At 69.0% G+C, this 23,637-nt stretch carries 26 protein-coding genes and 1 pseudogene; 8 read left to right on the top strand and 19 right to left on the bottom strand.

Going from position 1 to position 23,637, the window contains the following annotated elements:
* Positions 1 to 299 precede the first annotated feature (299 nt).
* On the bottom strand, positions 300 to 1,223 hold the full coding sequence (locus ABT294_RS34925) for an RNA polymerase sigma-70 factor (RefSeq protein WP_350810592.1): 924 nt from the start codon (positions 1,221 to 1,223) through the stop codon (positions 300 to 302).
* Entirely contained in the window at positions 1,220 to 2,131 is a 912-nt protein-coding gene (locus tag ABT294_RS34930) for an NAD-dependent epimerase/dehydratase family protein (RefSeq protein WP_350810593.1), read from the bottom strand. The genes ABT294_RS34925 and ABT294_RS34930 overlap by 4 nt, the downstream gene beginning before the upstream one ends.
* A 373-nt stretch (positions 2,132 to 2,504) precedes the next feature.
* Between ABT294_RS34930 and ABT294_RS34935 the strand changes: the two genes are divergently transcribed.
* Entirely contained in the window at positions 2,505 to 3,269 is a 765-nt protein-coding gene (locus tag ABT294_RS34935; protein WP_350810594.1) for an NAD(P)-dependent oxidoreductase, read from the top strand.
* 47 nt (positions 3,270 to 3,316) lie between these two features.
* On the opposite strand, the gene ABT294_RS34940 is transcribed toward ABT294_RS34935, so the two are convergent.
* The 9 genes from ABT294_RS34940 to ABT294_RS34980 all read right to left on the bottom strand — a co-directional run bounded on the left by ABT294_RS34940 (position 3,317) and on the right by ABT294_RS34980 (position 12,001).
* Entirely contained in the window at positions 3,317 to 3,820 is a 504-nt protein-coding gene (locus ABT294_RS34940; RefSeq protein WP_350810595.1) for a PaaI family thioesterase, read from the bottom strand.
* A 32-nt stretch (positions 3,821 to 3,852) separates the two neighbouring features.
* On the bottom strand, positions 3,853 to 4,614 hold the full coding sequence (locus ABT294_RS34945; protein ID WP_350810596.1) for a hypothetical protein: 762 nt from the start codon (positions 4,612 to 4,614) through the stop codon (positions 3,853 to 3,855).
* Positions 4,615 to 4,618: 4 nt separating this feature from the next.
* A complete protein-coding gene (locus tag ABT294_RS34950; protein ID WP_350810597.1) occupies positions 4,619 to 5,350 on the bottom strand; it encodes a beta-sandwich domain-containing protein in 732 nt (243 codons plus the stop codon).
* Positions 5,254 to 6,702 carry a right-handed parallel beta-helix repeat-containing protein gene (locus tag ABT294_RS34955; RefSeq protein WP_350810598.1) on the bottom strand — a complete coding sequence of 483 codons (1,449 nt, stop codon included), beginning with the start codon at positions 6,700 to 6,702 and terminating at the stop codon, positions 5,254 to 5,256. The genes ABT294_RS34950 and ABT294_RS34955 overlap by 97 nt, the downstream gene beginning before the upstream one ends.
* A 17-nt stretch (positions 6,703 to 6,719) precedes the next feature.
* Positions 6,720 to 7,685 (bottom strand): hydroxyacid dehydrogenase, encoded by a 966-nt coding sequence (locus tag ABT294_RS34960; protein ID WP_350810599.1) that lies wholly within the window; start codon positions 7,683 to 7,685, stop codon positions 6,720 to 6,722.
* A 32-nt stretch (positions 7,686 to 7,717) separates the two neighbouring features.
* Positions 7,718 to 8,542 carry a carbohydrate ABC transporter permease gene (locus ABT294_RS34965; RefSeq protein ID WP_350810627.1) on the bottom strand — a complete coding sequence of 275 codons (825 nt, stop codon included), beginning with the start codon at positions 8,540 to 8,542 and terminating at the stop codon, positions 7,718 to 7,720.
* A gap of 5 nt (positions 8,543 to 8,547) precedes the next feature.
* Complete coding sequence (locus tag ABT294_RS34970; RefSeq protein WP_350810600.1) at positions 8,548 to 9,498, bottom strand: carbohydrate ABC transporter permease; 951 nt, start codon at positions 9,496 to 9,498, stop codon at positions 8,548 to 8,550.
* A 51-nt stretch (positions 9,499 to 9,549) separates the two neighbouring features.
* Positions 9,550 to 10,857, bottom strand: coding sequence for an ABC transporter substrate-binding protein (locus tag ABT294_RS34975; protein WP_350810601.1), 1,308 nt, complete (start codon positions 10,855 to 10,857; stop codon positions 9,550 to 9,552).
* 109 nt (positions 10,858 to 10,966) lie between these two features.
* On the bottom strand, positions 10,967 to 12,001 hold the full coding sequence (locus ABT294_RS34980; protein ID WP_350810602.1) for a substrate-binding domain-containing protein: 1,035 nt from the start codon (positions 11,999 to 12,001) through the stop codon (positions 10,967 to 10,969).
* A gap of 128 nt (positions 12,002 to 12,129) precedes the next feature.
* On the opposite strand from ABT294_RS34980, the gene ABT294_RS34985 reads away from it, so the two are divergent.
* The gene (locus ABT294_RS34985; RefSeq protein WP_350810603.1) at positions 12,130 to 13,878 is read left to right on the top strand and encodes a DUF2264 domain-containing protein; all 1,749 of its coding nucleotides are present in this window, start codon (positions 12,130 to 12,132) and stop codon (positions 13,876 to 13,878) included.
* A 265-nt stretch (positions 13,879 to 14,143) separates the two neighbouring features.
* Here the strand turns inward: ABT294_RS34985 and ABT294_RS34990 are convergent, their stop codons facing one another.
* The gene (locus tag ABT294_RS34990; protein WP_350810604.1) at positions 14,144 to 14,896 is read right to left on the bottom strand and encodes a DUF429 domain-containing protein; all 753 of its coding nucleotides are present in this window, start codon (positions 14,894 to 14,896) and stop codon (positions 14,144 to 14,146) included.
* A 228-nt stretch (positions 14,897 to 15,124) separates the two neighbouring features.
* A complete protein-coding gene (locus ABT294_RS34995) occupies positions 15,125 to 15,907 on the bottom strand; it encodes a class I SAM-dependent methyltransferase (RefSeq protein WP_350810605.1) in 783 nt (260 codons plus the stop codon).
* 315 nt (positions 15,908 to 16,222) lie between these two features.
* Between ABT294_RS34995 and ABT294_RS35000 the strand changes: the two genes are divergently transcribed.
* On the top strand, positions 16,223 to 16,435 hold the full coding sequence (locus tag ABT294_RS35000) for a hypothetical protein (protein ID WP_350810606.1): 213 nt from the start codon (positions 16,223 to 16,225) through the stop codon (positions 16,433 to 16,435).
* A 337-nt stretch (positions 16,436 to 16,772) separates the two neighbouring features.
* Here the strand turns inward: ABT294_RS35000 and ABT294_RS35005 are convergent, their stop codons facing one another.
* Complete coding sequence (locus ABT294_RS35005) at positions 16,773 to 17,510, bottom strand: aminoglycoside phosphotransferase family protein (RefSeq protein WP_350810607.1); 738 nt, start codon at positions 17,508 to 17,510, stop codon at positions 16,773 to 16,775.
* Positions 17,511 to 17,706: 196 nt separating this feature from the next.
* On the opposite strand from ABT294_RS35005, the gene ABT294_RS35010 reads away from it, so the two are divergent.
* Complete coding sequence (locus tag ABT294_RS35010; RefSeq protein ID WP_350810608.1) at positions 17,707 to 17,907, top strand: hypothetical protein; 201 nt, start codon at positions 17,707 to 17,709, stop codon at positions 17,905 to 17,907.
* 298 nt (positions 17,908 to 18,205) lie between these two features.
* Positions 18,206 to 18,712 carry an IS110 family transposase gene (locus tag ABT294_RS35015; protein WP_350810609.1) on the top strand — a complete coding sequence of 169 codons (507 nt, stop codon included), beginning with the start codon at positions 18,206 to 18,208 and terminating at the stop codon, positions 18,710 to 18,712.
* 3 nt (positions 18,713 to 18,715) lie between these two features.
* On the opposite strand, the gene ABT294_RS35020 is transcribed toward ABT294_RS35015, so the two are convergent.
* The gene (locus ABT294_RS35020) at positions 18,716 to 19,096 is read right to left on the bottom strand and encodes a VOC family protein (protein WP_350810610.1); all 381 of its coding nucleotides are present in this window, start codon (positions 19,094 to 19,096) and stop codon (positions 18,716 to 18,718) included.
* Between the two features lie 202 nt (positions 19,097 to 19,298).
* Positions 19,299 to 19,470: pseudogene (locus tag ABT294_RS35025) on the bottom strand (IS701 family transposase); the annotation flags it as partial.
* Between ABT294_RS35025 and ABT294_RS35030 the strand changes: the two are divergent.
* Both ABT294_RS35030 and ABT294_RS35035 read left to right on the top strand, forming a co-directional pair.
* Entirely contained in the window at positions 19,399 to 19,659 is a 261-nt protein-coding gene (locus tag ABT294_RS35030; protein ID WP_350810629.1) for a hypothetical protein, read from the top strand. The pseudogene ABT294_RS35025 and the gene ABT294_RS35030 overlap by 72 nt on opposite strands.
* 89 nt (positions 19,660 to 19,748) lie before the next feature.
* Positions 19,749 to 20,642 (top strand): RNA methyltransferase, encoded by an 894-nt coding sequence (locus ABT294_RS35035; RefSeq protein ID WP_350810611.1) that lies wholly within the window; start codon positions 19,749 to 19,751, stop codon positions 20,640 to 20,642.
* A gap of 198 nt (positions 20,643 to 20,840) precedes the next feature.
* Here ABT294_RS35035 and ABT294_RS35040 read toward each other — a convergent pair whose 3' ends face one another.
* Both ABT294_RS35040 and ABT294_RS50905 read right to left on the bottom strand, forming a co-directional pair.
* Positions 20,841 to 22,067, bottom strand: coding sequence for an MFS transporter (locus tag ABT294_RS35040; protein WP_350810612.1), 1,227 nt, complete (start codon positions 22,065 to 22,067; stop codon positions 20,841 to 20,843).
* A 61-nt stretch (positions 22,068 to 22,128) separates the two neighbouring features.
* The gene (locus ABT294_RS50905) at positions 22,129 to 22,482 is read right to left on the bottom strand and encodes a hypothetical protein (RefSeq protein ID WP_502912192.1); all 354 of its coding nucleotides are present in this window, start codon (positions 22,480 to 22,482) and stop codon (positions 22,129 to 22,131) included.
* A 174-nt stretch (positions 22,483 to 22,656) separates the two neighbouring features.
* Between ABT294_RS50905 and ABT294_RS35050 the strand changes: the two genes are divergently transcribed.
* Positions 22,657 to 22,989: a hypothetical protein gene (locus ABT294_RS35050; RefSeq protein WP_350810613.1), complete on the top strand. Its 333-nt coding sequence runs from the start codon at positions 22,657 to 22,659 to the stop codon at positions 22,987 to 22,989.
* Here ABT294_RS35050 and ABT294_RS35055 read toward each other — a convergent pair.
* Positions 22,932 to 23,483, bottom strand: coding sequence for an HAD domain-containing protein (locus ABT294_RS35055; RefSeq protein ID WP_350810614.1), 552 nt, complete (start codon positions 23,481 to 23,483; stop codon positions 22,932 to 22,934). The genes ABT294_RS35050 and ABT294_RS35055 overlap by 58 nt on opposite strands.
* Positions 23,484 to 23,637: the final 154 nt, after the last annotated feature.

Here is a 23,637-nt window from a genome sequence, read left to right on the forward strand (position 1 = left end):
AAGTTGCGGCCCAGGCCGCGGGACGAACCGGTGACGAACCAGACCTTGCACATGATGTCGTTCCGTTCTTTATGTGATGGTGGCTACCGGCGAGGGCCGGTCCTGGAACGCGGCCTCGTCCCGGAATGGGTGCACGGCGCCGGCGGGCTGCTGGACGATGACGTTCAGGCGGTCGGCGGCGTCGATGAGCGACACCAGGGCGGCGAGGTGCTCCTCGTCGTAGTGCTTGGTGGCAGTCGCCCGGGCCTCGTCCGTGACACCACCGGCGCCATCAACTTGCTTGTACGGGTCCCTTGCGGTCAGTCCTTGGGCCGGCGGGCCTGGTTCGCCTCGCGGACGACCGCCCAGGCGTCCGCCACCGGGCCCAGGTGCCCGAGCTTGTCGGGGTTGATCACCGCGCGGATCGTCTGGATCTGCCCGTCGAGCATGTCGAGCGCCAAGGTGTTGACGACCTTGCCGTCCCGGTCGCGGAAGATCGCGCCCGGCTGACCGTTCACCTCATGCGGCTCCACGACGCCGCCGATCCGGACGAACGGCGCGACGATCGCGGCCAGCATCCGGGCCACGTTCTCGGCGCCGAAGAGGCCCTTGCCCCAGAGCGGGGCCTTGCCCCCGCTGTCGCCGACCATCTGCACGTCGGCGGCGAGCAGCTTCCGCAGCCCGTCCACGTCCCCTTCGCGGAAGGCGTCGAAGAATCGCTCGGCGAGTTCTTCTCGCTCCCGGCGATCCGCCTCAAACCGAGCGCGTCCCGCGTCCATGTGGCGGCGCGCCCGGACGGCGAGCTGGCGGCACGCCGCCTCCGAGCGCCCCACCGCCGACGCGACCTCGCCGAAGCCGAACCCGAACACCTCCCGCAGCACGAAGACCGCGCGCTCGAGCGGGCTGAGCCGCTCCAGCAGCAGCAGGGCCGCCATCGACACCGAGTCGGCCAGCTCCGCCGACCGCTCCGGGTCCTCATACGGGTCGGCCAGCAGCGGCTCGGGGAACCACTGCCCGGCATACTCCTCCCGCCGGACGCGCGCCGAGCGCAGCACGTCGATCGCGATCCGGGACACCGTGGCCGACAGGAACGCCTTGGCCGAGGCGGGTTGTGTCGGGTAGGCCTCGTAGCGCAGCCAGGCCTCCTGGACCGCGTCCTCGGCCTCGCCCACGCTACCGAGAATCCGGTACGCGATCGAGAACAGCAGCGGCCGCAGGTCCTCGAACTCCTCGGCCCGGGTCACGCCAGCTCCTCCTTGAAGCCCTGACGCCAGGAGGGGTAGCGCAGCTGCCAGCCGAGCTCCCGCTTGGCCTTGGCGTTGGAGAAGCCGCGCCCCTCGGTCATCATCGTCACCGCCGCTCTCCCGGCCAGCGGCCGGGAGAGCCAGGTGGGGATCCGCATCGGCCGTTTGGCTCCCGCGCACGCGGCCAGGTAGGGCAGCCACTCGCTGGCCGGGGCCGGTTCGTCGTCAACGATGTTGAACACGCCCCTCGCCTTGTGCTCCACGGCCAGGACGGTGGCGCCGGCCGCGTCGTCGAGATGCACCCACGAGCTGTAGCCGGCGCCGTTCCCGACGACCGGGTACTGCCGCTTGCGCACCAGCTCGACCTGATCGTCGGTGGCGCCCGGCCCGTAGAACGCGCCGTATCGCAAGACCACGCCGCCGGCTTTGACGACCACGTCCTCAAGGTGGCGGATCGCCTCGGCGCCCTTGCCCGTGCTCGTCGGGTCCAGCGGGTCCTCTTCGGTCTTCACCCATCCACCCTGACGGATGCCGTTCCAGGAGGCGTAGCTCTGCGCGACGACATGGGATACACCGGTCGCTTCGGCGGCGGCCAGCAGGTGGTCCGTCCCCTCGGTGCGCAGCCGGTTGGTGGTGGCGAACCAGCGGTCGAAGTGCTTGATATCGGGCTTGCCGGAGATAGCGGTCATCTGATGGACGATCACGTCCGGCTGGGCCTGGGCCACCGCCTCGCCGACCGACCTCGCGTCCAGCCCGTCCATCACGACCGCCTCGGCGCCCAGCCGCTCCAGCAGGCCCAGCCTGGCCGTGCTCCTCGTCGTCGCCGTCACCTGGTGGCCACGCGCCACCAGCTGCGGCACCAGCCGCCGCCCCAACACCCCGGCCCCGCCGGCCACGAACACCCGCATGACCATCACCTTCTCAACGTAAGTGTCTGTCTCTCCTACCCGAGACGAGACAGCCCGGCCGTTCTGTGACATGGGAGGCAAGACAGTCGGAAACCATCGTTCGCGGCTGTTGGTCGATGCCGCCAGCAGTGAGCTGGCAGGCGGCGTTTGCGGAGAACGTTCCGGACGCGGGCCGGGCTTCAGGGGCTCTGCATCAGATGAAGGATTCCTGTTTCCGATCCAATGCCGCACCGGATCTCCGACCTCAGCCCGGATGTCTTTCGCAGGTGGAGAGCGCCGTCGTCAGCTGCCTTTCCTCCCATGTCACAGAACGGCCGGGCTGTCTCGTCCCGGGAGGAGACGGACTCGGCCCTCGGAGCGTGGAGGAACGTACGTGAGCCCGTTCTCCACCGAGCACCTCCAGCACCGGAAAATCGGACATCACCAGGGAAGGACTGTCGTCATGCGTATCGCAGTCTTCGGAGCCAACGGTCCCACCGGCCGCCTGCTCACCGGCCAGGCACTCGCCGCCGGACATCAGGTCGCCGCGGTCACCCGGCAGCCGGACTCGTTTCCACTGCACCATGATCGGCTCGAGGTAGTCGGTGCCGACGTGCTCGACCCGGTGGCCGTCGACGCCGCCGTGGCGGAGCGGGACGCGGTGCTGTCGGCGCTCGGGGTGCCCGCTGGGAAGGAACCGATCAGCACCTATTCGCGCGGTGTGGCCAATATCGTCGCCGCGATGAAACGGCATCGGGTGCGTCGGCTCGCCGTGGTCAGCTCGAGCGGGGTCGACCCGCACTCGTACTCCGATGGCGGGTTCCTGTTCAACCGAGTATTGCTGCCGTACGTGACGCGGGTGCTGGGCAAGACGCTGTACGACGACATGCGGCGGATGGAAACGCTGGTCCGCGCCAGCGATCTGGACTGGACGATCGTGCGCCCGAGCGGGCTGTACCACTTGCCGTCGGTCACCGGCTACACCCTCGTCGAGGGCCACGCCGACGGCAGGTTCACCGCCCGTGCTGACCTGGCCGCGAGCATGCTGGCCCTGCTGGACGACGACCGCTACCTCCGCACCACTGTCGGCGTCATCACCACCGTCGACAACCCCACCTTGCTCCAGTGGATCCGCCGCGAAGCACTCGCCAAAAGCTGAGCCGAATCGTCCGCATCCCGCCGAGACGCCGGCAGCGAATCTTTCGCTTAACGAATGGTCTGGATTCGTGCGGTCGCGGTCGCCACCGCCACGGGCCTTCCGTCGGGGCCGATGAGCTCACCGGCGAGAAAGCACACGTCCTTGCCGCGCTGCACGATCCGCCCGCGCCCCAGGAGCCGTCCCGGGCGGGCGGGGCGGAGGAACTGAACATGGAGATCGAGAGTCGGCGCGAACTGGTTCTCCGGCAACGTCGCGACCAGCGCCGGCCCCAGGGTGTCGTCGAGCATCGCGGCCAGGAACCCGCCCTGGATCACCCCCACAGGGTTCGCGAAGTTCTCACCCGCCTGGAACGCCACCTCGATGGTCCCCTGCTCCGGATCCACCCCGACCAGTTCCCAGCCGAGAACCACCGCTGCAGGTGGCGGCGGGACCCGCCCCGCCAGCACATCCCAGAACAACCCGCGCCTGTGCGTGTCCATCTCCATGGCCACATTGAACAGGCCGCCACCGACAGCCTCGGGGTCGCTGACGGCGATTGCGGAGTCGAACAACGATGGGCCCGCCAAGGAGGGCGATGCGAAACTCATGATCGGGCACGGGTTCGAAGGGCCTGTTCGTAGCCTTGGATGACCAGTTGCCGCCGGAGGTTCTCCCGCACCTGCTCGAAGGGGGGCGCCTCCGGGCCGGCAGTGCGCGCGTACTGCTCGCGCAGCCGTCGCTCCGACAGGTCCAGCTTGCCCGCGTACAGCTTGCTGAGCGCCGAGTCCAGTTCGGCGGCGCGTACCTGCGCGAAGGTGTACTCATCGTAGGCCGGGACACCGGGGACGGGATGTCCCGACCGCGCGGCTTGGGCGCGGCGCTGGTTCTCGGCTGCCAGCTCCCGCTGGAATCCCTGCTCGCTGACGTCGGTGATCAGTCCGGCGTAGCGTGCCCACACCCGCCGCGCCTTGTCGAGCACGGCCGTCCGCACCGCCTCGTCCCTGAGCCGTTGAGCGGGGGTGACTTCGCCCCGGGGGCGCTCCCAGAAGCCTGGGCCGAGCTCCTGACCGGTGAACTCGGAGATCACGTCGGCTCGGACGGTCTGAGCGGCCCTGATCACCTCGGCCCCTGTCACCGGCTCCCCTTCGAATGTGGTGACGGTGTCTCCCGGCGCGATCCCGAGCACGTCCGCGACGCTCGCGAAGGCGGACCGGCCCGCGCTCGCGCCTCCCTCCGGTTGCCGCCCGACGGTGGTGAGCCCCACGACCAGGGCGGCGAGGGCCAGCACGCCGGCGGCCCAGGCGGCGTTCCGCCACGTGCGGCCCGGCCCTTGGCCGGTGGGAGGTCTGGTCGTGGTGCTCCTCATGGCGTCAGTCCGCGATCTTCGTGTCGAAGACGTGGAAGCCCGCGTCGGCCAGGGGGCTCCCCTGTGGGAAGGTCACCGTGGCGACCGTTTTGGCCGGGTCGAGCGGCACCGCGTATCCGAACACCGAGACGCCTGATTCGCGGGTCTGCCCGGTGGCCGGGCTCTTGTAGTGGGTCATGTTGTGGTACTGCGAGCGGGCCACCACGACACCGCCCGCAGGCGCGGCAGCCTCCCACTGATCGCCGAACTTGACCGTCTTGTCGTCGACCGTCCCGTCGGTGTAGGTGACCTTGAAGACGGCCTCCCGGACCTTGAAGGCGCCCGCGCCCAGGAACACCAGCTTCGAGCCCTGGCCGGCCAGCTTGATCGTCTGCCCGGCGACCTTCACGTTGTCCACCGCCCCGTACGGGCGCGGGTGCCAGACGAAGTCGGCGCCGAGCACATTGACGATCTTGCCCGGCACCAGGCCGGCGGCTTCCAGGCCCTGTCCCGAGTAGCTGCGGCCGCTGGTGCTGAAGCCGCCGGTGTTGGGGTTGAGGTCGGAGCTGACCCCGACGTTGTTGTACGCCTCCTCGATCGACCTGAACACGACAGGCTCGACGCCCAGGCCGTTGTAGGCCCCGCGCGAGACCGTGCCGCCTACCGGGTTGCCGAAGTAGTCGCGGTCGCCGAGCCCGTCCACGACCGCGCCGGTGCCGAGCGCGGGCGAGCCGGTGAGCAGCCGGTAGCCGGCCACCTCGGCGGCCCCATGGGCGGTGCCGGGAGCGGCCAGTCCGGGGTCGGTGGTGAGCAGCGGGCGTCGGAGGCGGGCACGCTCACGCCGCCGTGGTAGACGTTGGAGTCGTAGGCGATCCCGGACGCCGAGGGAAGCGTGCCGGACGGGGCGTAGAAGATGTTGTTGTAGATCTTGGAGTTGCCCGTGGGCACGGCCACGTCGAGTTTCTGTGAGGGGCAGAAGAACGTGTTGTTGTAGAGCCACAGCGGGCTCCTGTTGTCGCCGGCGGCGTTGCCCGCGATGCGGCAGTCGTCCTGGGCGATGTTGAAGCGCAGGATGGCCGTGGCCTGGTAGTTGGGGAACTCCGTGCAGCTCTGGCAGCCGAGGTAGAAGCCGCCGGCGTTGTCGTGGGAGTAGTTGTACTGGTAGACGCACGACCCCTTGATGCCGCCGTCGCAGTCCCAGGCGGTGGAGTCGAAGATGGTGGGCCGCTGCCGGGTTACCTCGTTGTACTGAAATACCGGGTCAACGGAGTTGATCGGCCACATTCCCGCGAAATTTCCGTCAACGTAGGGGTATTTGCCTGCCCCACCCTCGTCGAAGAGGTTGTGCTCCACCAGCGGCCGGTCCGACGCGTGGACCACGATGCCGTCCCCGCCAACCGCCCGGATGGTGTTGCGCGCGATGTACACGTTCTTGTGGTAGTCGGTGCCCTTGCGGCTGATCTTGATGCCGCCCCCGCCGGTGTCGTGGACGTAGTTACCGGTGATCGTGATCCCGTCCAGATACCCGACCTTGCCCTCGGGCAGTGCCTGGATGCTGATGCCTGCCGAGTAGGCGAACCAGGACCCGTTCGTCCCGGTCTTGTTCCCCCAGCCGGCGACGTCGGAGATCTCCAGATCGCGCAGCACCAGCCCGGCCTTGGGCTCGGGGGTGGTGGAGTTGTACTGGATGCCGGTCCGCTTGGCGGTGGTGGCGGCGGGGTTGGTGATGTGCAGCTTCTCGAGGGTCAGGTGGCTGTTGTCGACGAGGTGCACGGCCCACTCGGCGCCGTCGCCCTGGATGATGGGCTTGGGCCCTTCACCGTAGGAGGTGAAGACGATGGGGTGCTCGACCGTACCGGAGCCGACGGGTTCGAGACGGCCGACGCAGACCGTGCCGGCCCGAAACTTGATCTTGTCTTTCTCGCGGAACGTGATCGCGTTGACGGCGGCCAGGGCGTTGAGCGGCGCGTCGGCGGTACGTCCCGAGCCGCCGTCGGCGGCCTGGCAGTCGACGAAGAAGTTCCTGGCGGCGGCGGCCTGGGCCGGGGTGGCGACCAGACCGGCCGCCGCCACGACCAGGGCGGCGACCAGGTGTCGGGATAGGCGCATGTTTCCTCTCGGGGGGTTCAGGCGGAGCGGGACAGCGTGGCGGGCTCGACTTCATGCTCGAACGGCAACCCCCGGGCGTACCTGGACAGTTCGTCGAGCGCGAGATCGGTCATCCTGGACAGCTCGCCCCCGAGCGAGCCGGCGATGTGCGGGGTGACGAGCACGTTGGGCAGGTCATAAAGGGGTGACGTGGCGGGCAGGAACTCGGGCTCGGTGTGGTCGAGCACCGCGTACAGCCGCCCGGCGACCAGCTCGGCGGTGAGCGCGGCCTGGTCGACCAGCGCGCCGCGGGCAGTGTTGATCAGGGTCGCGCCGTCGCGCATGGCGGCGAGCCGGCGCGCGTCGATCATGTGGCGGGTCTCGGGAAGCGCGGGCGCGTGCAGGCTGACCACGTCCGAGCGGGCGACCAGCTCGTCCAGCTCGACCTTGGACGCCCCCAGGTCCTCCCTCAGGTACGGATCGCTGACCAGCACGTCGAAGTCGAACGGCCGCAGGAGCTCGATCACCCTGCGCCCGATCCTGGAGGCGCCGACGACGCCGATGACGCGCTGGTAGTTGCCGAACCCCGGATAGCGGGCGTCCCAGTCGTCCCTGACCCGCCGAACCCGGTAGGCGCGGGCGATGTCGATCACCCGCTTGTTGGCGAACAGGATCGCCGCGAGCGTGAACTCGGCCACCGGCTCGGCGTTGGCGGCGGCGGCCGAGGAGACCGCGATGCCGCGCTGCCAGCAGGCCTCGGTCACGTGGTGCTTGACCGAGCCGGCCGCGTGCACGATGGCGCGCAGCCTGGGCGCCCGTGCCAGCACCTCGGCGGTGACCGGCGGGCAGCCCCAGGAGGTGAACAGCACCTCGGTCTCCGACAGATCGGCGCCGTCGAAGTCGTGGATGACCTGCCGTGCGTCGGCCATCTGGGCCAGGCGGGTCCGCACCTGCCGGGTGACGATACGCTCGGCCACCTCGGCGCTCATGGCGACGACGGTCACCGGTTTCCTCATCTGTTCCCCCGAGAAATCGTTCATTTGACGCTGCCCGCCGTCATCCCGGCCTTCCAGAACCGCTGTAGCGACACGAACGCCACCAGCAGCGGCACGACGGACAGCAGCGACCCCGTGATCACCAGGCTGTGGAACTCGGGGAATGACGTGCCCTGCTTCTCCCAGCTGTACAGGCCGAGGCTGAGCGGGTAGAGCTTCTGGTCGCTCAGCATGACCAGGGGGAGGAAGAAGTTGTTCCAGATGGCGGTGAACTGGAACAGGAAGATGGTCACGTACGCGGGCAGCAACATGGGCAGCGCCACGGACGCGAACGTGCGGATCTCGCCGGCGCCGTCCGACCTGGCCGCCTCCAGAACCTCGCCGGGCACGTACCCGGCCGAGAGCACCCGCGCCAGGTAGACGCCGAACGGGTGGACGAGCACGGGCACGAACACGGCCCAGAACGTGTTCACCACGCCGGCCTCGGAGGCCAGCAGGTAGAGCGGCACCGCTGTGGCCGTGGTGGGCACGAGCACGCCGAGCAGCACGAGGCCGAACAGCTTCTCCTTACCGAACCAGGAGTACTTGTCGAAGGCGTATCCGCACATCACGGTGATGAACGAGCTGACCGCGGCGCCCAGGCCCGCGTAGAGCAGGCTGTTGAGATACCAGCGGAAGAACACCCCACCGCCCTCCTCGGCCACCGCCCTGATGTTCTGCAGCAGGTCGAAGTCGGCGAAGGCGAAGCCAGGAGTGGAGTACAGGTCGGACAGCGATTTGGTCGAGGCGAACAACAGCCAGGTCAGCGGCAGCAGCGTGTAGACGGCCGAGAGGGTCAGCAGCACGTTGACCGTGGCGCGGGACATCCACTTCACCGGCGGTTCCCCCACTTCGTGACGCCGTAGGACAGCACGGCCGCCAGCAGCGCCAGGATGATCGAGGCGGCGCCGGCCTGGCCGTAGTCGTTGTTGCCGAACGCCTCGTTGTAGGCGTACATGTTGGGCGTCCAGGTGCTGACCACGCCGTCGCTGACGCTGTCGAGCACCATCGGCTCGGTGAAGAGCTGCAGCGAGCCGATGATCGTGAACAGCAAAGTCGTGATCACGGCGCCGCGGATCAGCGGGACCTTGACCTGGAGCGCGATGCGCAGCGGGCCCGCGCCGTCCATCCTGGCCGCCTCGATCACCTCGGCGGGGATGGCCTGCAGCGCGGCGAAGTAGATGATCATGTTGTAGCCGATCCACTCCCACAGCGCGATGTTGACCACCGAGCCGAGCACGTGGCCGCCGCCCAGGAAGTCGACCTCGCCGAGCACGTCCACGATGGGGCTGATGCCGGGCAGGTACAGGTAGAGCCAGATCAGTCCGGCGATGACACCGGGCACGATGTGCGGCATGAACAGCGCGACCTGGAAGAGCTTCCCGAACCTGGCCACGCCGGAGTCGAGCAGCAGCGCCAGCGCGAGCGCGCCGCCGATCATCAGCGGGATGTACAGGACGCAGTAGCCGAGGATGACCAGGAAGCCGTCGGTGAAAGCGGTGTCCTGCAGTGTGTCCAGGTAGTTGCCGAGCCCGACGAACACGGTCTCGGCGCCTCCGAAGCCGAGCCCGGACGACTTCTCGCTGAACAGGCTCAGGTAGACCGCGTACGACAGAGGCGCCACGACCACGGCCGCGAACAACGCGAAGAACGGCCCGGTGAACAGCAGGATCGCCCCCCGCCTGCGCCAGGCCGCACCGCTGCCGCGGGCGCCGGCCGGGAGGGTGCCTTCCGCGGAGGAGGAAGGCGGGCTGCCGCTTCCGCGAGGGAGCGGAGAGGTCACAGGTATGCCTTTCGATGAGCGCGGCGGAGGGACTCGTCACCGCGCGTCGTGCTACTGCTGGGCGACGTTGAGCCCGCGGCTCTTGATCTCGTTGACGGTGGCCGTCTGCGCGGTGTCGAGCACGCCCGGGAGGGTGGTCTCGCCGGTGGCGACCTTGCCGAGTGAGTCCTTGAACGTGGTCAGCGTCTGCACCATGCTCGGCCCCCACGTCCAGCCGGGCTGGATCGTCTTGTACGACTCCGAGAACAGCGCGTAGATGTCCTGGCCGCCGTAGAAGGAGGCGTCGAAGCTCTTGGCCGCGACGGGCAGGAGGTCGGCGATGGCCGGGAAGCCGCTGGACGTGCCGGAGGACAGGCGGGCGGTCCACGCCTCCTGCGAGCCGGTCAGCCACTTGATGACCTCGACGGCGGCCTTGGCGTTCTTCGACCCCTTGCTCACGCCGAACGTGGTGCCGCCGAGCATGCCGCTGGCCGGGGTGTCCCAGTACGGGATCGGTGCGATGGCCCACTTGCCGGCCTGGCCCGCGTGATTGGCCTTCATGACGCCCGCGCCCCAGTTGGCGCCGAGGTAACCCCAGAGGGTGTCGTTCTCGAAGGCGGCGTTCCACTCCTGGCTGAAGGACGGCTGGACCTTCACCAGGTCGTCCTTGACCAGGCCCTGCCAGTACCCGGCGACCTTCCTGCTCGGCGCGTCGTTGATCGTCACCTTCCAGGCGTCGCCTTCGGTACCGAACCATTTGCCGCCCGCCTGCCACGACAGCGCCGCCAGCACGCTGGGGTCGTCGGGGAAGAAGGTGGCGATGCGGGCCTTGCCGTTGGCCTTCTTCACCTTCTCGGCGGCGGCCCTGAAGTCGTCCCAGGTCTTCGGGACCTCTATCTTGTTCTTCTCGAAGAGGTCCTTGCGGTAGAAGAACACCTGCGGCGCGGCGTCCATCGGGAGCGCCCACGTCTTGCCGCCCAGTTCGACCAGGCTGACGACACTGGCCGGGTACTTGGACGTGACGTCGGCGACCTCGGGAGAGATGTCCTGGAGCGCGCCCTGGTTCACGAAGTCGGGAAGCTGCGGGTACTCCACCGACATCACGTCCGGGGCGTTGCCGGCCTTGACGGCGTTGGAGAACTTCGCATACCCGCCCGCGTTGCCCGAGGGGATCTCCTCGAACTTGATCTGGACGTCCTTGTGCGACTTGTTGAAGGCGTCCACGACCTCCTGGGTGCCCTTCGCCCAGCCCCAGAACGTCACCTGGACGGGCTTACCCGCCTCGGGCACGGGCTGCGCCGACTCCCCGCTGCCGCACCCGGCCGCGAGCAGTGCCATACCAGCCACCAGCCCGGCAACGCCGGCGCTCTTGCGTCCCATCGATTGCTCCTCATCGCTTCGATCGATAAGGCATCATTCGCTCGCAATCGATCGTTTGTCTAGAGGTAACGGACAAATCGATCAATAACGAAATGGGTGCGCAACACCGCTAGCGCGGCGCGGCGGTGGACTGCCGCGCCCTGAGCTCGGGCAGCAGCGCCACGTGCTGGACGGGAAGTTCCGGCCCCTGCTGGATCCGCTGGACCAGCAGGTCGACGGCGCGGCGCCCGACCGCGACCTTGGGCGGGGCGACGGCCGTCAGCGGCGGGTCGCTGAGTGCCGCCACTTCGTCGTCGTACGCGACGATCGACACCTCTTCCGGCATCCGCACCCCCGCCATCCGGAGATGCTGCACCAGCAGGAGCGTGTCCTCGTCGTTGTGGACCAGCATCGCCGTGACCCCGCCCCTGATCGCCGCGACCACGTCGGCCACCTGCTCGCGAGAGGGGCCGTCCTGCGCGATGTCCAGGCGCACGGGCTCGGCCAGCCCGAGGTCGCGCACGGCGGCCAGGAACCCCGAGCGCACCCTGGGAGCGGTCGGGCTGACCCGGGAGGCCATGGCCAGCCGCCGGTGCCCGAGCTCGGCCAGGTGCCTGACGCCGAGGAAGGCCCCATGGGCGTGGTGCGAGGCCGCCGCGTCCAGGAACGAGGCCGGCCCGCCCAGCTCGGCCCGCCGCTCGACCAGCACTGCGGGCACCTCCAGCCCGGCCAGCCACTCTTCGTGCGAGGCGTCCGGCTGCCTGCTCGGCGTCAGCAGCAACCCCTCGATCCCGCCGTCCACGAGTTGCTTGACCTGCCTGCGGTCCTCCTCGTCGTCGTAGCGCGAAACGCCCAGGACGAGCCTGGCCCCCAGCCGTTCGGCCCGCTCACGGGCACCCTTGATGACCGCCGGGTAGTAGTACGTGGCCGAGGGGACCAGCATGCCGAGGGTCAGCGAGCGCTCCCGCCTGGCCGCGGGCGCGGACTCCACCCTGGTGATCCCACCGTGCACCCGGTTGACCAGGCCCTGCCCGGCCAGGTGCTCGACGTCCCTGCGCAGCGTGACCATCGACACGTTCAGCCTGTCGACCAGCTCGGCCAGGCGTACGGAACCGCGCTCCCGCACCTCGCGCAGGATGAGTTCATGGCGTTGTTCGGCGAACACTGCGGCTCCTTCTGACGCTCGACCCTGAATGATCCTACCGGGCTGCGCTTTCGTTTGTGAACGGATGCGTTCGTTCGATCAGTGATGTTAGAGTCCGCCGAACCCGGAACGTCGCCTTGGAGTGCCGCATGTTCTCGCTTCCGCCAGAGGACCGTACGGTCAGCCCGCACACCGGCTGGACCCGCGCCCACTGGGAGGCGGTGGCCGACCAGTTGCTGGCCGCCGTGGAACCGTACCGCTCGGCGGACGGCGCCTTCGTCACCTTGCCGGGCCGCGAGAGCTCCTCGCGCTGCGACGGCCTGGAGGGTTACGCACGCACGTTCCTGCTCGCGGCCTTCCGCGTGGCCGGGGGCGGTCCCGCCGAGCTCCTGGCACCCTACGAGCGCGGGCTCGTCGCCGGCCCGCACGTGTGGCAGCCGATCAAGGATCGCACCCAGCCCATGGTCGAGGCGGCCTCGATCGCCCTGGCGCTCTGGCTCGTCCGCGACCACCTCTGGGACCGGCTGCCCGCACCTGTGCGGGAGCGGGTCGCCGCCTACCTGGCCGACGCGCTGCACCACGATCCGGTGGACAACAACTGGTGGCTCTTCCCCGCCGTGGTGGGCGGCTTCCTGTCGGCCGCGGCAACGCACGTGGAGGCGGCCGAGGCGGCCGTCGAGCGCGGCCTGTCCCGCATCGAGTCCTGGTATGCGGGCGAGGGCTGGTACGCCGACGGGAACATCCGCTCCTTCGACCACTACAACGGCTGGGCCATGCACCTCTACCCGGTCCTGCTGGGCCACCTGTCGGGCACGACCGGCTCCCGCTATCGTGATCGCCTGCGCCTCTTCCTGCGCGGTTACGCGCTCACCTTCGACGACGCCGGCGGCATGCTGTACCACGGTCGCTCGCTCACCTACCGCTTCGCCTCGGCGTCCTCTCTGTTCGCCGGCGCCCTGGTGGAGGCCACCCCGCTGTCACCCGGCCAGACCCGCCGCATCGCCTCGGGTGTGCTGCGCCACTTCCTCGACCACGGCGCGCTGTCCCCCGAGGGCCTGCTGCCGCTGGGCTGGTACGGCCCTCACGAGCCCTCGTTGCAGCCCTACTCCGGCTCGGCCTCCTCGTACTGGGCCTCGAAGGCGTTCCTCGGCCTCCTGCTCCCGCCCGGCCACCCGGTGTGGACGGCAGTGGAGGAGCCCGGCCCCACGGGCACGGCCGCGCTCCCCGGCCCCAGCCTGGTGGTGCACCATACGGGCGACGTCGCCCGGTTGCTCAATCACGGTAGCCAGCACCATGTCGGCGACCCCCTCTATGACCGCTACGCCTACTCCACCCGCACCGGTCCGACGGCCGCAGTCCCGGACAACCACGTCGGCCTCGTCCGCCCGGACGGCACGGTCACGGAACGCGGCACGATCGCGCCGCGGGGCGCGGGCACGCTGGGGGATCTGGCCTGGGCCGCCTCGGCGAACGATGGAGTGGAGAGCCTGAGCGTGATCAGGGGCCCGGTCGAGGTCCGCGTCCACCGCGTCGAGCCCGGCTCCCCCGTCCGCCAGACCGGCTGGGCCCTCACCGCCGCCACCTGCGAGGGCGTTGAAGGGGCGGTGAGCCTGCGCGCGCCCGACGGCCTGACCTCCGACCTGATCGCCGTACGCGGGTACACGCGCGCCTTCACGGCCGAGGACGCGCAGGGCACGGCGTTCGGCGCCCCGGCCCAGATCCCGGTGCTGGAAGGCGTGGCCGAGGACGGCTGGGCCGTGGCCATCGCCGTCCTCGGCCACGGCGACTGTGCGCTGCCGGTTGTCGAGACCACAGGGGCGACCGCCACCATCACCTGGCCCGACGGCCGCACTGACGCCTTCACCGTCACCGGGCCCGCACGGAGAAGCTTGTCGTGATCCCGCGGGCGGCAGGCTCACAGGCTTCTCCCCCGGCTGGGCGCTCGTCGGCGCCGCCGCTCTGATCATCCATGCCGTCCACGCCGAGCGCGAACAGGATCCCGGTGAGCAGCACGACCCCTGGTACGGCGTCAGCTGGGTCCGGTGTGGTCGGCCGAGCGAGGCGAGTAGCACACCCTCCTTGCCCATGACGAACACGATCCGCCCGATGACGTTGATCGGCGCAGTTTACGCAGGACGTCGGCGTTGAGCGCCTGCGACAACCTCACCCGCCCGTGACGAGGCGCTCCAGAGGCGTGGTGGGCAGCGCGATCCAGCCTTCTGTGCCCGCCGCACCTTCCTGCTCACCCGTCGGCACGGTCACCAGGCCGAGGGCGGACGCGCGTGCGGCGAGGGCGGACACGACAGCATCCGTGGCGTCGTCAGAGGCCCGGCAGAGCGGCTCGTACTCTCCCAGCTCCAGCCACGGCGCCACCTCCAGCATCCGGTCCACAAGCCGTCCCAGCTCGGTGAGGTTGGCCGTGCGCTTGTACCCCCGGTACGGCAACCCCCACCCCTTCAAGCAAGCGGCCGGATACACCTCCACAACCGCCCCACCACCACGCCGATCCACCGGCCGCCCCCGCCGTGCGAGCTCGGCCAGCACAGCGGCACAGCGCATGGTGGCATGCCCGATACGGTCGGCCGACACGCTCAACGGCGTCAGCCCCGTCTGCTCATACACCGCCTGATCGGTGACCCGCAACGCCAGATCGCGCCGCCACGCCCGGCCCGCCACATCCTCCGGCACCTCAACATGCCCGGCGCGATGGGCGGTGATGAAGTCCACGAACTTGTCGGGCCAGCCCAGCGGGCAGTCGATCCCCGCCTTGCCCGCGCCCATCACCGCCTCAACGATCAGCTCATCGTCCGCCCCGACCACCACCCTGACCAGCCGGACACGGCCGCCCGACCAGTCCAGCCACGCCACCGCGGTCCGCACCGCCTCCGCGGCCAGGTCGATGCCAACCGTCAACATCCCCTCACGATAGGGCCGCGTCCCACGATCGGGCGCTCAACACGATCGATCTCACCGAGGATGGATGTATCCAGGCTGGCTGGCCCGGCGCCCTTCACTCGACCGAGTGCGGGGATGGCCTGGTGCCGGTCCAGCCGGACTCCAGCACGTTGCCCCGGTCGCCCTTCTGCGGCACGCCCGAAGGTCAGCACCTTGGCGGTGTCGGGGTCGATGACCAGCCAAGTCAGGTCAGGCGGGGCCGGTTCGAGCCGCGGTGGCCGCCAGTGTGACGTACGGCATGGTGAAGCCGCCCCCGATCTTGTCGATGGCGGACCCGACGCCTTCCAGCACTTCCGCCAGCTTGTCCAGTGGGAGCTGGGTGAGGGCACCGGTGGTGGGCAGATGGTCCAGCCACTCGTCGCGGGTGTAGGACTGCTCCCATGCGAACCGCCACTGCTCTGGTTCGCCGAATCCGCCCGCCTGCCGGATACCGTCGGCGGCATTGGCGAACATCGCCTGGTAGATGTCCAGGGCGGTCCTGGTCGGCTGGGCGCTGTCCGCCGGCCTGAGGTTCAACGGCGAATCGGGCGCCACCCGCCGGTAGACCGCGGCGAAGGCTTCCGTCACCTCAGGTGGGGCATCGAACGCGTGCCCGAACACTGCCAGCCGGCCGCCAGGCCGCAGGACCCGCGCCGCCTTGGCCACGCCCACGACCGGGTCCACCCAGTGCCAGGCCTGCCCGGCGACGACCGCGTCGAACACGCGGCCGGCGGGGTCCCACGCCTCGAAGGTCGCCACCTCGACCTCCACCCCCGTCCGCCGGGCGAACTCGGCCATCCGCGCGTCGGGGTCGACGCCGAGCACCGTGCAGCCGGCCGCCTGGAACTGCCGGGCCTCTATGCCGGTGCCGCAGCCGACATCGAGGACGTCGAGACCGGGGCTGGCGGCGACGATCCGTTCCACCAGCGCGTCGGGATAGCGGGGCCGGGCCCGGTCGTAGCGTTCGGGGTCCACACCGAACGACTCCGCCATCTCTCGCGCTTGATGAGATTGAAGAGGCACGCCTTCGGAAGGACGTGGTTGCTCCTGGGGTATAGTGGGCATGCGCCCACCATAGTGGGCGCATGCCCACTCGGTCAACCGGGTGGGCATGGTCGAGGTAGGGAGGGTCGCGCGGCGCCGACCGGGGGTGCACATCGTGACGCGCGCCAGCAGCTGTTCGACGCTGCCGAGCGCGTCCTGCTCCGGAATGGGCCGAGCGCGCCGACCAGCCGGGCGGTCACCACGGAGGCGGATGTCGACAAAGGCGTCCTGCACCGGCACTTCGACGCCTTCCTCGCCGAGCTCGTGCAAGATCGCATCACCCGGATCGAGGGCCAGGCCACCGCCCTACACGAGTCCGCCGGGACCGGCACCGTCGCCGGCGCGCAGATGGACCTGTTCGATCGCAGTCTCGTCATCTTCCGGGACGAGCTGCGCGCCCGGCTACGCAAGGCCAGACCGGCCCATAGCGTCCCGATCCTGGCGGAAGCCAGCGCACGGCTGTCGACAAGGTCGTGACCACGGTCATCGCCGAACCCCTTGTCCGCGGGATTGCGCTCGATGACCTGCACGTCGATGCTGTGCGAGGCGCCGTGGACGACGACAGAGCAGGTGGGTATTGAAGGTCAGTGTCAGCCACTCTGGCTGGATCAGTGACGCTCTTTCAAGCCTGGGTCTATTCCTCAGCTGAGGCGCATCTTCGACTCGAGTCGGGCGTCGGCTTTCGATGTCGCCGACCGGCTGCCCGGGATCTTCGAGGACCATGACCTCATCCGTCCGGAAGACGACGCGCTTTCAGGAGATGGCCCGCTCGATGCGGCAGAACGGCACTCGTAGCCGTCGGGCTCGTACAGCCTCACAACCGGGATCTGAGCACGTCGACCTCGCAGCCTGGCGAGGACGGGTCGAAGCCGTGCTCGACCAGCCAGCGGACCGCCAGCAGGCTTCGCAGCGACCACCACGCGCGGATCACGTCGAGGTCGACGTCGGTGCCGTAGCCCGCGAGGACGTCGCCAAGGTGCTCCTCGTGCCCGAGCGTCAAGATGGCGAGGTCGAACAGGGCATCGCCCTGGCTCGCCTCGGACCAGTCGATCACGCCGGTGATCTCGTCACCGTCGACGAACACGTGGGCGATCTGCAGGTCGCCGTGCGTGAACACCGGTGTCCACGGCCGAAGCGCAGCCTCGGCAACCTGGCGGTTGCGCGTGACCAGGTCGGCGGGAAGGACGCCGTTCGTGACGAGCCACTCGCATTCGTCGTCGAGGTGCGATGCGATCTCGTCGAGGCTCCGACCGGGCCATGGCGGCAGCGGCGCGTCGTGCAGCATCCGTACGGCGGCACCCGCCGCGGCCCACGCCGCCGACGACGCGGTCGACGGCTCGCCGAGGCGGCCGAGTGCCGTCCCTGGGAGGGCGGCGAGCGCGAGCACGGGCGGCTTCCGCCACAGGATCTCCGGAGTCGGGAGCGGCGCCATGGCCATCGCCTCGACCTCGACGTCGGTGCGCGTCTGATCAGCGTCGATCTTCAAGAACACGTCGCCGACGCGCAGGGTCGCGCGCTCGGAATGGGCGACGACGACCTCGATCTCCTCCACGTCGGCCATTATCGCGGGGAATGACCACCGACGTCACCGGGTTTATCGCGTGCGACTGCGCGGCTGACCGCGTCCCGCTGCCCGGCGGCCTCGTGCCCGGGTGAGGTGTTTCTCACCTGAAGACGCAGGTCACGACCCGATTGCGGATCACCCGGCTTGATCACAAATAGCGAAGCCAGCACCCAGGGCAGCTGGGGTGAACCGGCATCGGATCGCGAGCGCTCAGGACGAGCAGCAGCCGGTCTCCGGGCCGGAGCGGGCTCGGATCCGGGAGCTGGAGCGGGAGAACGCCGAGCTGCGGGAGAAGCTGGCGTTCTTGAAGAAAGTCCCCCTGACCCTTTCGGGACGCCACGCCGGGCGTGAAAATCGGGGCGGGCTGCTCGCCGACGCTGCATGAGGCGGGTTGAGCTCGCAAAAATGGTCTGGTGCCGGGGGCTCGGCCTGAAGGGTCACGCACTGTTGCCTTGGTCGGAATCTTCGGTTCCCGACCGAGGCCCCGCGAGCAGCCGTCCGCTGTCTGGTTGGTAGGCGATCTCGTCGAGGAGCGTGAGCGGCTGTCGTGATGCCGCAACCGGAAGAGATCCCCGAGGAGGGGCACGAGCGCATCGTTGATCGGGTGGCTGCGATCGATGTGGCCAAGGCGTCCGGCAAGGTGTGCACGCGCACCCCGCACCCCGCAGGACGGTGCCCGTCGGGTGACCAAGGTGTGGGAGGTCGTCGCCACGCTGGCCGCGGCGGAGGAACTGGGCGACCACCTGATCGGTGAGCACATCGAGGTGGCGGCGCTGGAGTCGACCGGGGACTACCGGCGGATCTGGTTCTCTGTGCTGGAGGAGCGCGGGCTGCGGGTGCAGCTGGTCCACGCCCGCGATGTCAAGCACGCGCCAGGCCGGCCCAAGACCGACCGGCTGGATGCGGTGTGGCTGGCCAAGCTGACGGAGAAGGGCCTGGCCCGGCCGTCCTTCGTGCCGCCCCGTGAGGTGCGGGTGCTGCGCGATTACACCAGGATGCGGATCGATCTCATCCATGAGCGCACCCGCTCCTGGCAGCGGCTGGAGAAACTGCTGGAGGACGCCCTGATCAAGATCTCCTCGGTGCCCAGCACGCTCCTTGGCGACCCGCGCGATGCTGGAGGCGCTGATCGCTGGGGAAACATGATCCGCGGGTGCCGGCCGAGCTGGCCAGGGGACGCCTGCGGGTGAGCATCAGAGTGGGTTGAGGCGGGCCTTGAGCAGGCAGAACTCATTACCTTCTGGGTCGGCCAGGACATGCCACTGCTCCTGCCCTGTCTGGCCGATGTCGGCCGGGCGCGCACCGAGCTGCAGAAGGCGTTCGAGCTCGGCGTCCTGATCGCGGTCGGTGGCGTTGACGTCGATGTGCAGCCGGGATTTCCCCTTCTCCGGCTCATCCCTGCGACTGAGGATGATCGTCGGCTGCGGACCGCCGAACCCTTCGCGCGGCCCGATCTCCAGTGTGCCGTCGTCCTCGCGATCGAGCACGACGAAGTCCAGGACCTCGCACCAGAACCGCGCCAGCACCTCAGGGTCACGGCAACCGAGCACGAGCTCACTGATACGACATGCCATTGACGAAACCTACTCTCAGCCTGGGAACTGCAGGGGAGGCCACACGCGAACCTCACGGCTCCCAGCAGCGAAACAATCCCGGCGACCGTACCAAACGAGACCGGCACGGGCGAAATGATTTCAGGGCCGCCCTGTCCGGGCGGCCGGGCAAGGCCGTTGACCATGCAGTCGGGAAGCTGACTTTGAGAAATCGCAGATCGTGATCTTCATGGGTGGAGTGGTGCCCGACCACGAAGTCGCCGACCGCGTCGGCGTCCCCACTTCGCCCGGTCCAGGAGGTGCTGCACCCTGTCTGGCGTGGCATGGCCGACGTGGTCGGCGACCGTCCAACAGTTCTTGCGCGGCAGGTCATCCGACAACGGCCCGAGTACCAGCGCGCGGGCGTGGCGGCGGGGTTCGACCCGCGCGAAACGACCCGCCACCCGCTGCATCAACGTCTCGAACGCCTCGCGCCAGCGACCCGCTACGCGGTCTTCCGCGCCCAACGCCTCTTCACACCGCACGATGATCACTGGTGGCTGAAGCCGTCGGCCGATGACAGGCAGCCGGCCTCCTCCAGGTAATCTGCGTCGCGCGCCGGTACGGGGTCTGACGGACCAGAGCGTGTCAAAGGAAGTCATCGGACTCTTCACACCTTGGGGGACAGGTTCCAGTGGCCCAGCGGATCACCTCTCGCAACGCCCGGTTCCAGCAGTGGCAGGCACTGCTCACCAACCGCAGCAAGCGCCAGCGGGCGGGGGAATTCCTGGTGCAGGGCGTGCGTCCCATCTCACTGGCGGTGGAGTACGGCTGGCCGGTGCGTGCACTGATCTTCGATGGGAGCCGGAGTCTGTCGCGGTGGGCTCAGGAACTGCTGCGGACGGTACAGACCGAGCAGATCGCCATGGCTCCGGATCTGCTGGCGGAGCTCGGTGAGAAGAACGAGTCTGCCCCCGAGGTGATCGCCGTGGTGGGCATGCCCGCCGACGACCTCGGCCGGATAGCGGTCGGGGACGACTTCCTCGGCGTGCTGTTCGACCGGCCGGCCAGCCCAGGAAACATCGGGAGCATCATCCGCTCGGCCGACGCCTTCGGCGCGCACGGCCTGATCGTGGCCGGGCACGCCGCCGACGTCTACGACTCCAAGTCGGTTCGCGCCAGCACCGGTTCACTGTTCGCCCTGCCCGCCGTCCGGGTACCGTCGCCCCGCGAGGTGACCGACTGGGTGGCCGTCCAGCGCGCCTCGGGGCGACCGCTCGTGCTGGTCGGGACGGACGAGCACGGCGACTGCGACGTCTTCGACTTCGACTTCACCCAGCCGCTCCTGCTCCTGGTCGGCAACGAGACCAGTGGACTCAGCAACACATGGCGCGAGTTGTGCGACTACACGGTGAGCATCCCGATGACCGGCGCGGCGAGTTCCCTGAACGCGGCCAACGCCTCAACGGCGATCCTTTACGAGGCCGCTCGGCAGCGAATCGCCGCACGGAATCGCAGTCTGCGCAGCACGACTCCGCCCAGCCCAACCGCGGCACCATGCCCAGGCTCATCGCCCAGCCTCCCCTGATGCCGACCGGCCTCCTCGACCTCGACTACTCCCCCGTCGAACGCGCCGTCCGGCTCGGGCGGAGGCGGATTGAGTTCACGACTCCGAGCCCAGTGCGGCGCGCGACGGCGAAGAAGGCACCCTCCGCGATGGAGGGTGATCATCACGGTCAGGCGCGGTGTCGTCGACCAGATCGAGCGTTCACCTCCACCGACCATCTCAGTCGTCGTGGGCGATGAGCATGAGTTGCCGCCACAGCAGCACCACGAACACCGCGGAACCAGCGAAGGCGAACCAGAAGGGCGCTGCGACACCGAGGCGGGTGGCCAGGACACCGCCGATCAACGAGCCGACCACCAGACCGGCGTAGACGCAGACGGTGTTGACGCTGCCCACCCGGCCCTGCAGTTCGCGCGGGACGGCGCGCTGGCGGACGGTGACCGAGGTCGTGCCCCAAATGAACGCGTGCGCGCCGAAGGCTAGGAAAATGCCCCCGGCGACCCACGGCGAATGGGTCAGGGCCAAGCCCAGGTGAGTGAACGTTTCGATGATGAGTCCGATCCGCATCAGGGCGCCGAGGCTCACCCTGCGGGTGATGGCCCCGTACAGGCCGGTGCCGATCAAGCCGCCGATCCCGCCGATGGTGGTCATCAGACCGAAGCCCAGGGCGCCGAGGCCGAGCTGCTCCTGGGTGTAGAGGACGAGAACCGACCAGGCCGCGCCGAACGTGAAGTTGAAGATGAGGATTGTGAGCGCCAGCGTGCGGACCGCCGCGTGCTGGATGGTCCAGCTGAACCCGGCGATCAGTTCCCGTACGGTGTTGGGCATGAGGTCGTCGGCCTGTCGGCCGTGCGGCGGCAACGTGATCCGGGAGACCAGGACGATCCCCGCCACCACCAGGAGCAGCTGGCCCGCGAACGGCCAGGTCAAGCCGAGGCCGAACAGTGCCGCGCCGATCGGCGGCCCGGCAAGCTGATTGAGCGTGATGAACCCCGTGCCCAAGCGGGCGTTGGCGATGACGAGATCGTCCTTGCTGACCATCATGGGAGTCAGCGTGGCCGTCGCGTTGTCGGCGAACACCTCGGCGATGGACCGGAGCGTGAGCGCCACCAGCGCCGTCGCCACGGTCACGGTGCCGGTCACCATGAGCGCGACGAGCGCCGCCAGCACCACGGCCCGCACCGCGTTCGCGACGAGCACGATCCTGCGTCGGTTGTACCGATCCGACAGCACGCCCGCATACAGGCTGAATAGCAGCGGCGGCGCCCAGCCCACCAGGGCCGACAGCGAAATCATGAGCGGATCGCGAGTCAACGTCGCGATCAGCAGCGGGCCCGCCGCGGCCGCGAACCCATCACCGAGATTTGTCAGCCAGCTCGAGGCCAGCAACCACCGGAATCCTGTCCCCAGCCGGGCAGGCAGGACTCGCTCCACTACTGCGATCACGAGCGCAACACCATACGTTTTTGCGAGCATCTACGGCAACGCATTTTTTCGCGTCTACCCGCTATGTGGTGAGGAGGGGCACGGCGACCGCGCTCACTACTGGCGACAACGTGAGCCAGTGGTGGCCGGTTCGGCCTGCGAAGTTCAAGTGTTCGTTCAGAAGTGGCGCTTGCCGTGCGCATCGATGGTCGCGGCCATCGCCACCCGGCTCCTGCTCCGTGGTGACCCGGCTGACCCCGAGCTGGATGATCGACAAGAACCGCAGCTCCTCCACCGCGTTGTCGATCAGGCCCGGATCGGCACGCAGCGCCGCGAGTTGGTCGGGATGCTCCAGCAGCGCGAACGTCCCCAGACCCAGCATGTTCGCCGTGGTCTCATGGCCCGCGTTGAGCAGGACGAGCGCGACATCGCCCAACTGCGCGTCCGTCAGGGGTGGGTCGGCGTCGTTGATGAGCCCGGACAGCAGGTCACGAGCGCTTGCCGGCCACCAGCCGCCGCATGAACGCAGACAGCCCGGCCAGCGCCACGGCCAGCTCCTCCGGGGTCGAGTTCGCGTTCAGAGCTGCCCGACGTACCGCGTTCGTCCCGCGTGGTGAACCTGCCGCTGGACCTGTTGCGCCACGACATGTTCATGACGATGCGCACCGTGCCGGACGAGTCGATCGTCGAGATCGTGGACGGGGTGCGGCTGCCGCTGCTGGGGGCGCCTGGGCCCCGTCCGCGACTGGGCCACCTCGCCTGCGACCTGGTGAGCATCCCCAACCGCCACTACGACCGCGACCGGGTCGTCTCCGGAAGCCAGGTCGGCGAGACAGTCGCGCAGGATGGCGCGTGCGCCCTCGCGTTCGGGCAGTTCCACGGGCGTCAAGCGACGACGGAGTTCCCCCCGATCCTGTGCAACCACTCGTACAGAGCGGCGTAGTCGGTGTCGCCGAGGCCCTGCCTGGGGTCGACACGATGGAGCAGGGAAGGTCCTGAGTGGTGCGCGCATACCCACCTGCGGTCGATGTCGGTGATTTCATCGTCGACCCAGGCGAATGGACGCCCAGCTGCCCAGCCGACGAGAGCGCGGGTTTTCCAGTGCATCCCCTTCCGCTCGTCCTGTTCATCGATGTCGGACGGCTCCGGCCAGGTCACCACCGGCAACTGCGGCAGGCCCAGCAAGGGTGCGATGCACTCGTTGGCATCCTCCATCCACGTCGTGGCCCAGACCAGATCGCACGGCAGCATCATCAAACGGGGCCCGTACGCCGGATTGATCCTGGCCAGAAGTGGATTCGAGCCGCCCCCTCGTAGCTCGCGAGTCGTTTGATAGGTCGGGTGTCCGTCCGGATATCGCCCCGGAGCCGCGCCGAAGGGAATGAGTGGTCCGTCGACATCGAGGAAAAGCAATGGGCGCTGAGTGGGACCGGTCACAGCTGCACGATAGTGGCTCACCCTGACAACCCGACTCGACGAGGAAGCGTGATGTGCATCACTGAGTATCGCTGATTCTGTGGCGGTATTTGTTGTGTCCGAGCCGTCCGAGGCACGGACAGCATGGTGAAGCTCGGACAACATCAAGCCCCCA

Origin of the sequence: Nonomuraea sp. NPDC000554 (assembly GCF_040300065.1) — a bacterium.
GTDB lineage: Bacteria > Actinomycetota > Actinomycetes > Streptosporangiales > Streptosporangiaceae > Nonomuraea.

Bases quoted from the DNA above. Each gene is read 5' to 3' on its own strand.
- ABT294_RS34930 (WP_350810593.1), bottom strand. From the start codon at position 2,131: ATGCGGGTGTTCGTGGCCGGCGGGGCCGGGGTGTTGGGGCGGCGGCTG.
- ABT294_RS34945 (WP_350810596.1), bottom strand. From the start codon at position 4,614: ATGAGGAGCACCACGACCAGACCTCCCACCGGCCAAGGGCCGGGCCGC.
- ABT294_RS34955 (WP_350810598.1), bottom strand. From the start codon at position 6,702: ATGCGCCTATCCCGACACCTGGTCGCCGCCCTGGTCGTGGCGGCGGCC.
- ABT294_RS34965 (WP_350810627.1), bottom strand. From the start codon at position 8,542: ATGTCCCGCGCCACGGTCAACGTGCTGCTGACCCTCTCGGCCGTCTAC.
- ABT294_RS34975 (WP_350810601.1), bottom strand. From the start codon at position 10,857: ATGGGACGCAAGAGCGCCGGCGTTGCCGGGCTGGTGGCTGGTATGGCA.
- ABT294_RS34985 (WP_350810603.1), top strand. From the start codon at position 12,130: ATGTTCTCGCTTCCGCCAGAGGACCGTACGGTCAGCCCGCACACCGGC.
- ABT294_RS34990 (WP_350810604.1), bottom strand. From the start codon at position 14,896: ATGTTGACGGTTGGCATCGACCTGGCCGCGGAGGCGGTGCGGACCGCG.
- ABT294_RS34995 (WP_350810605.1), bottom strand. From the start codon at position 15,907: ATGGCGGAGTCGTTCGGTGTGGACCCCGAACGCTACGACCGGGCCCGG.
- ABT294_RS35020 (WP_350810610.1), bottom strand. From the start codon at position 19,096: ATGGCATGTCGTATCAGTGAGCTCGTGCTCGGTTGCCGTGACCCTGAG.
- ABT294_RS35030 (WP_350810629.1), top strand. From the start codon at position 19,399: ATGGCCGACGTGGTCGGCGACCGTCCAACAGTTCTTGCGCGGCAGGTC.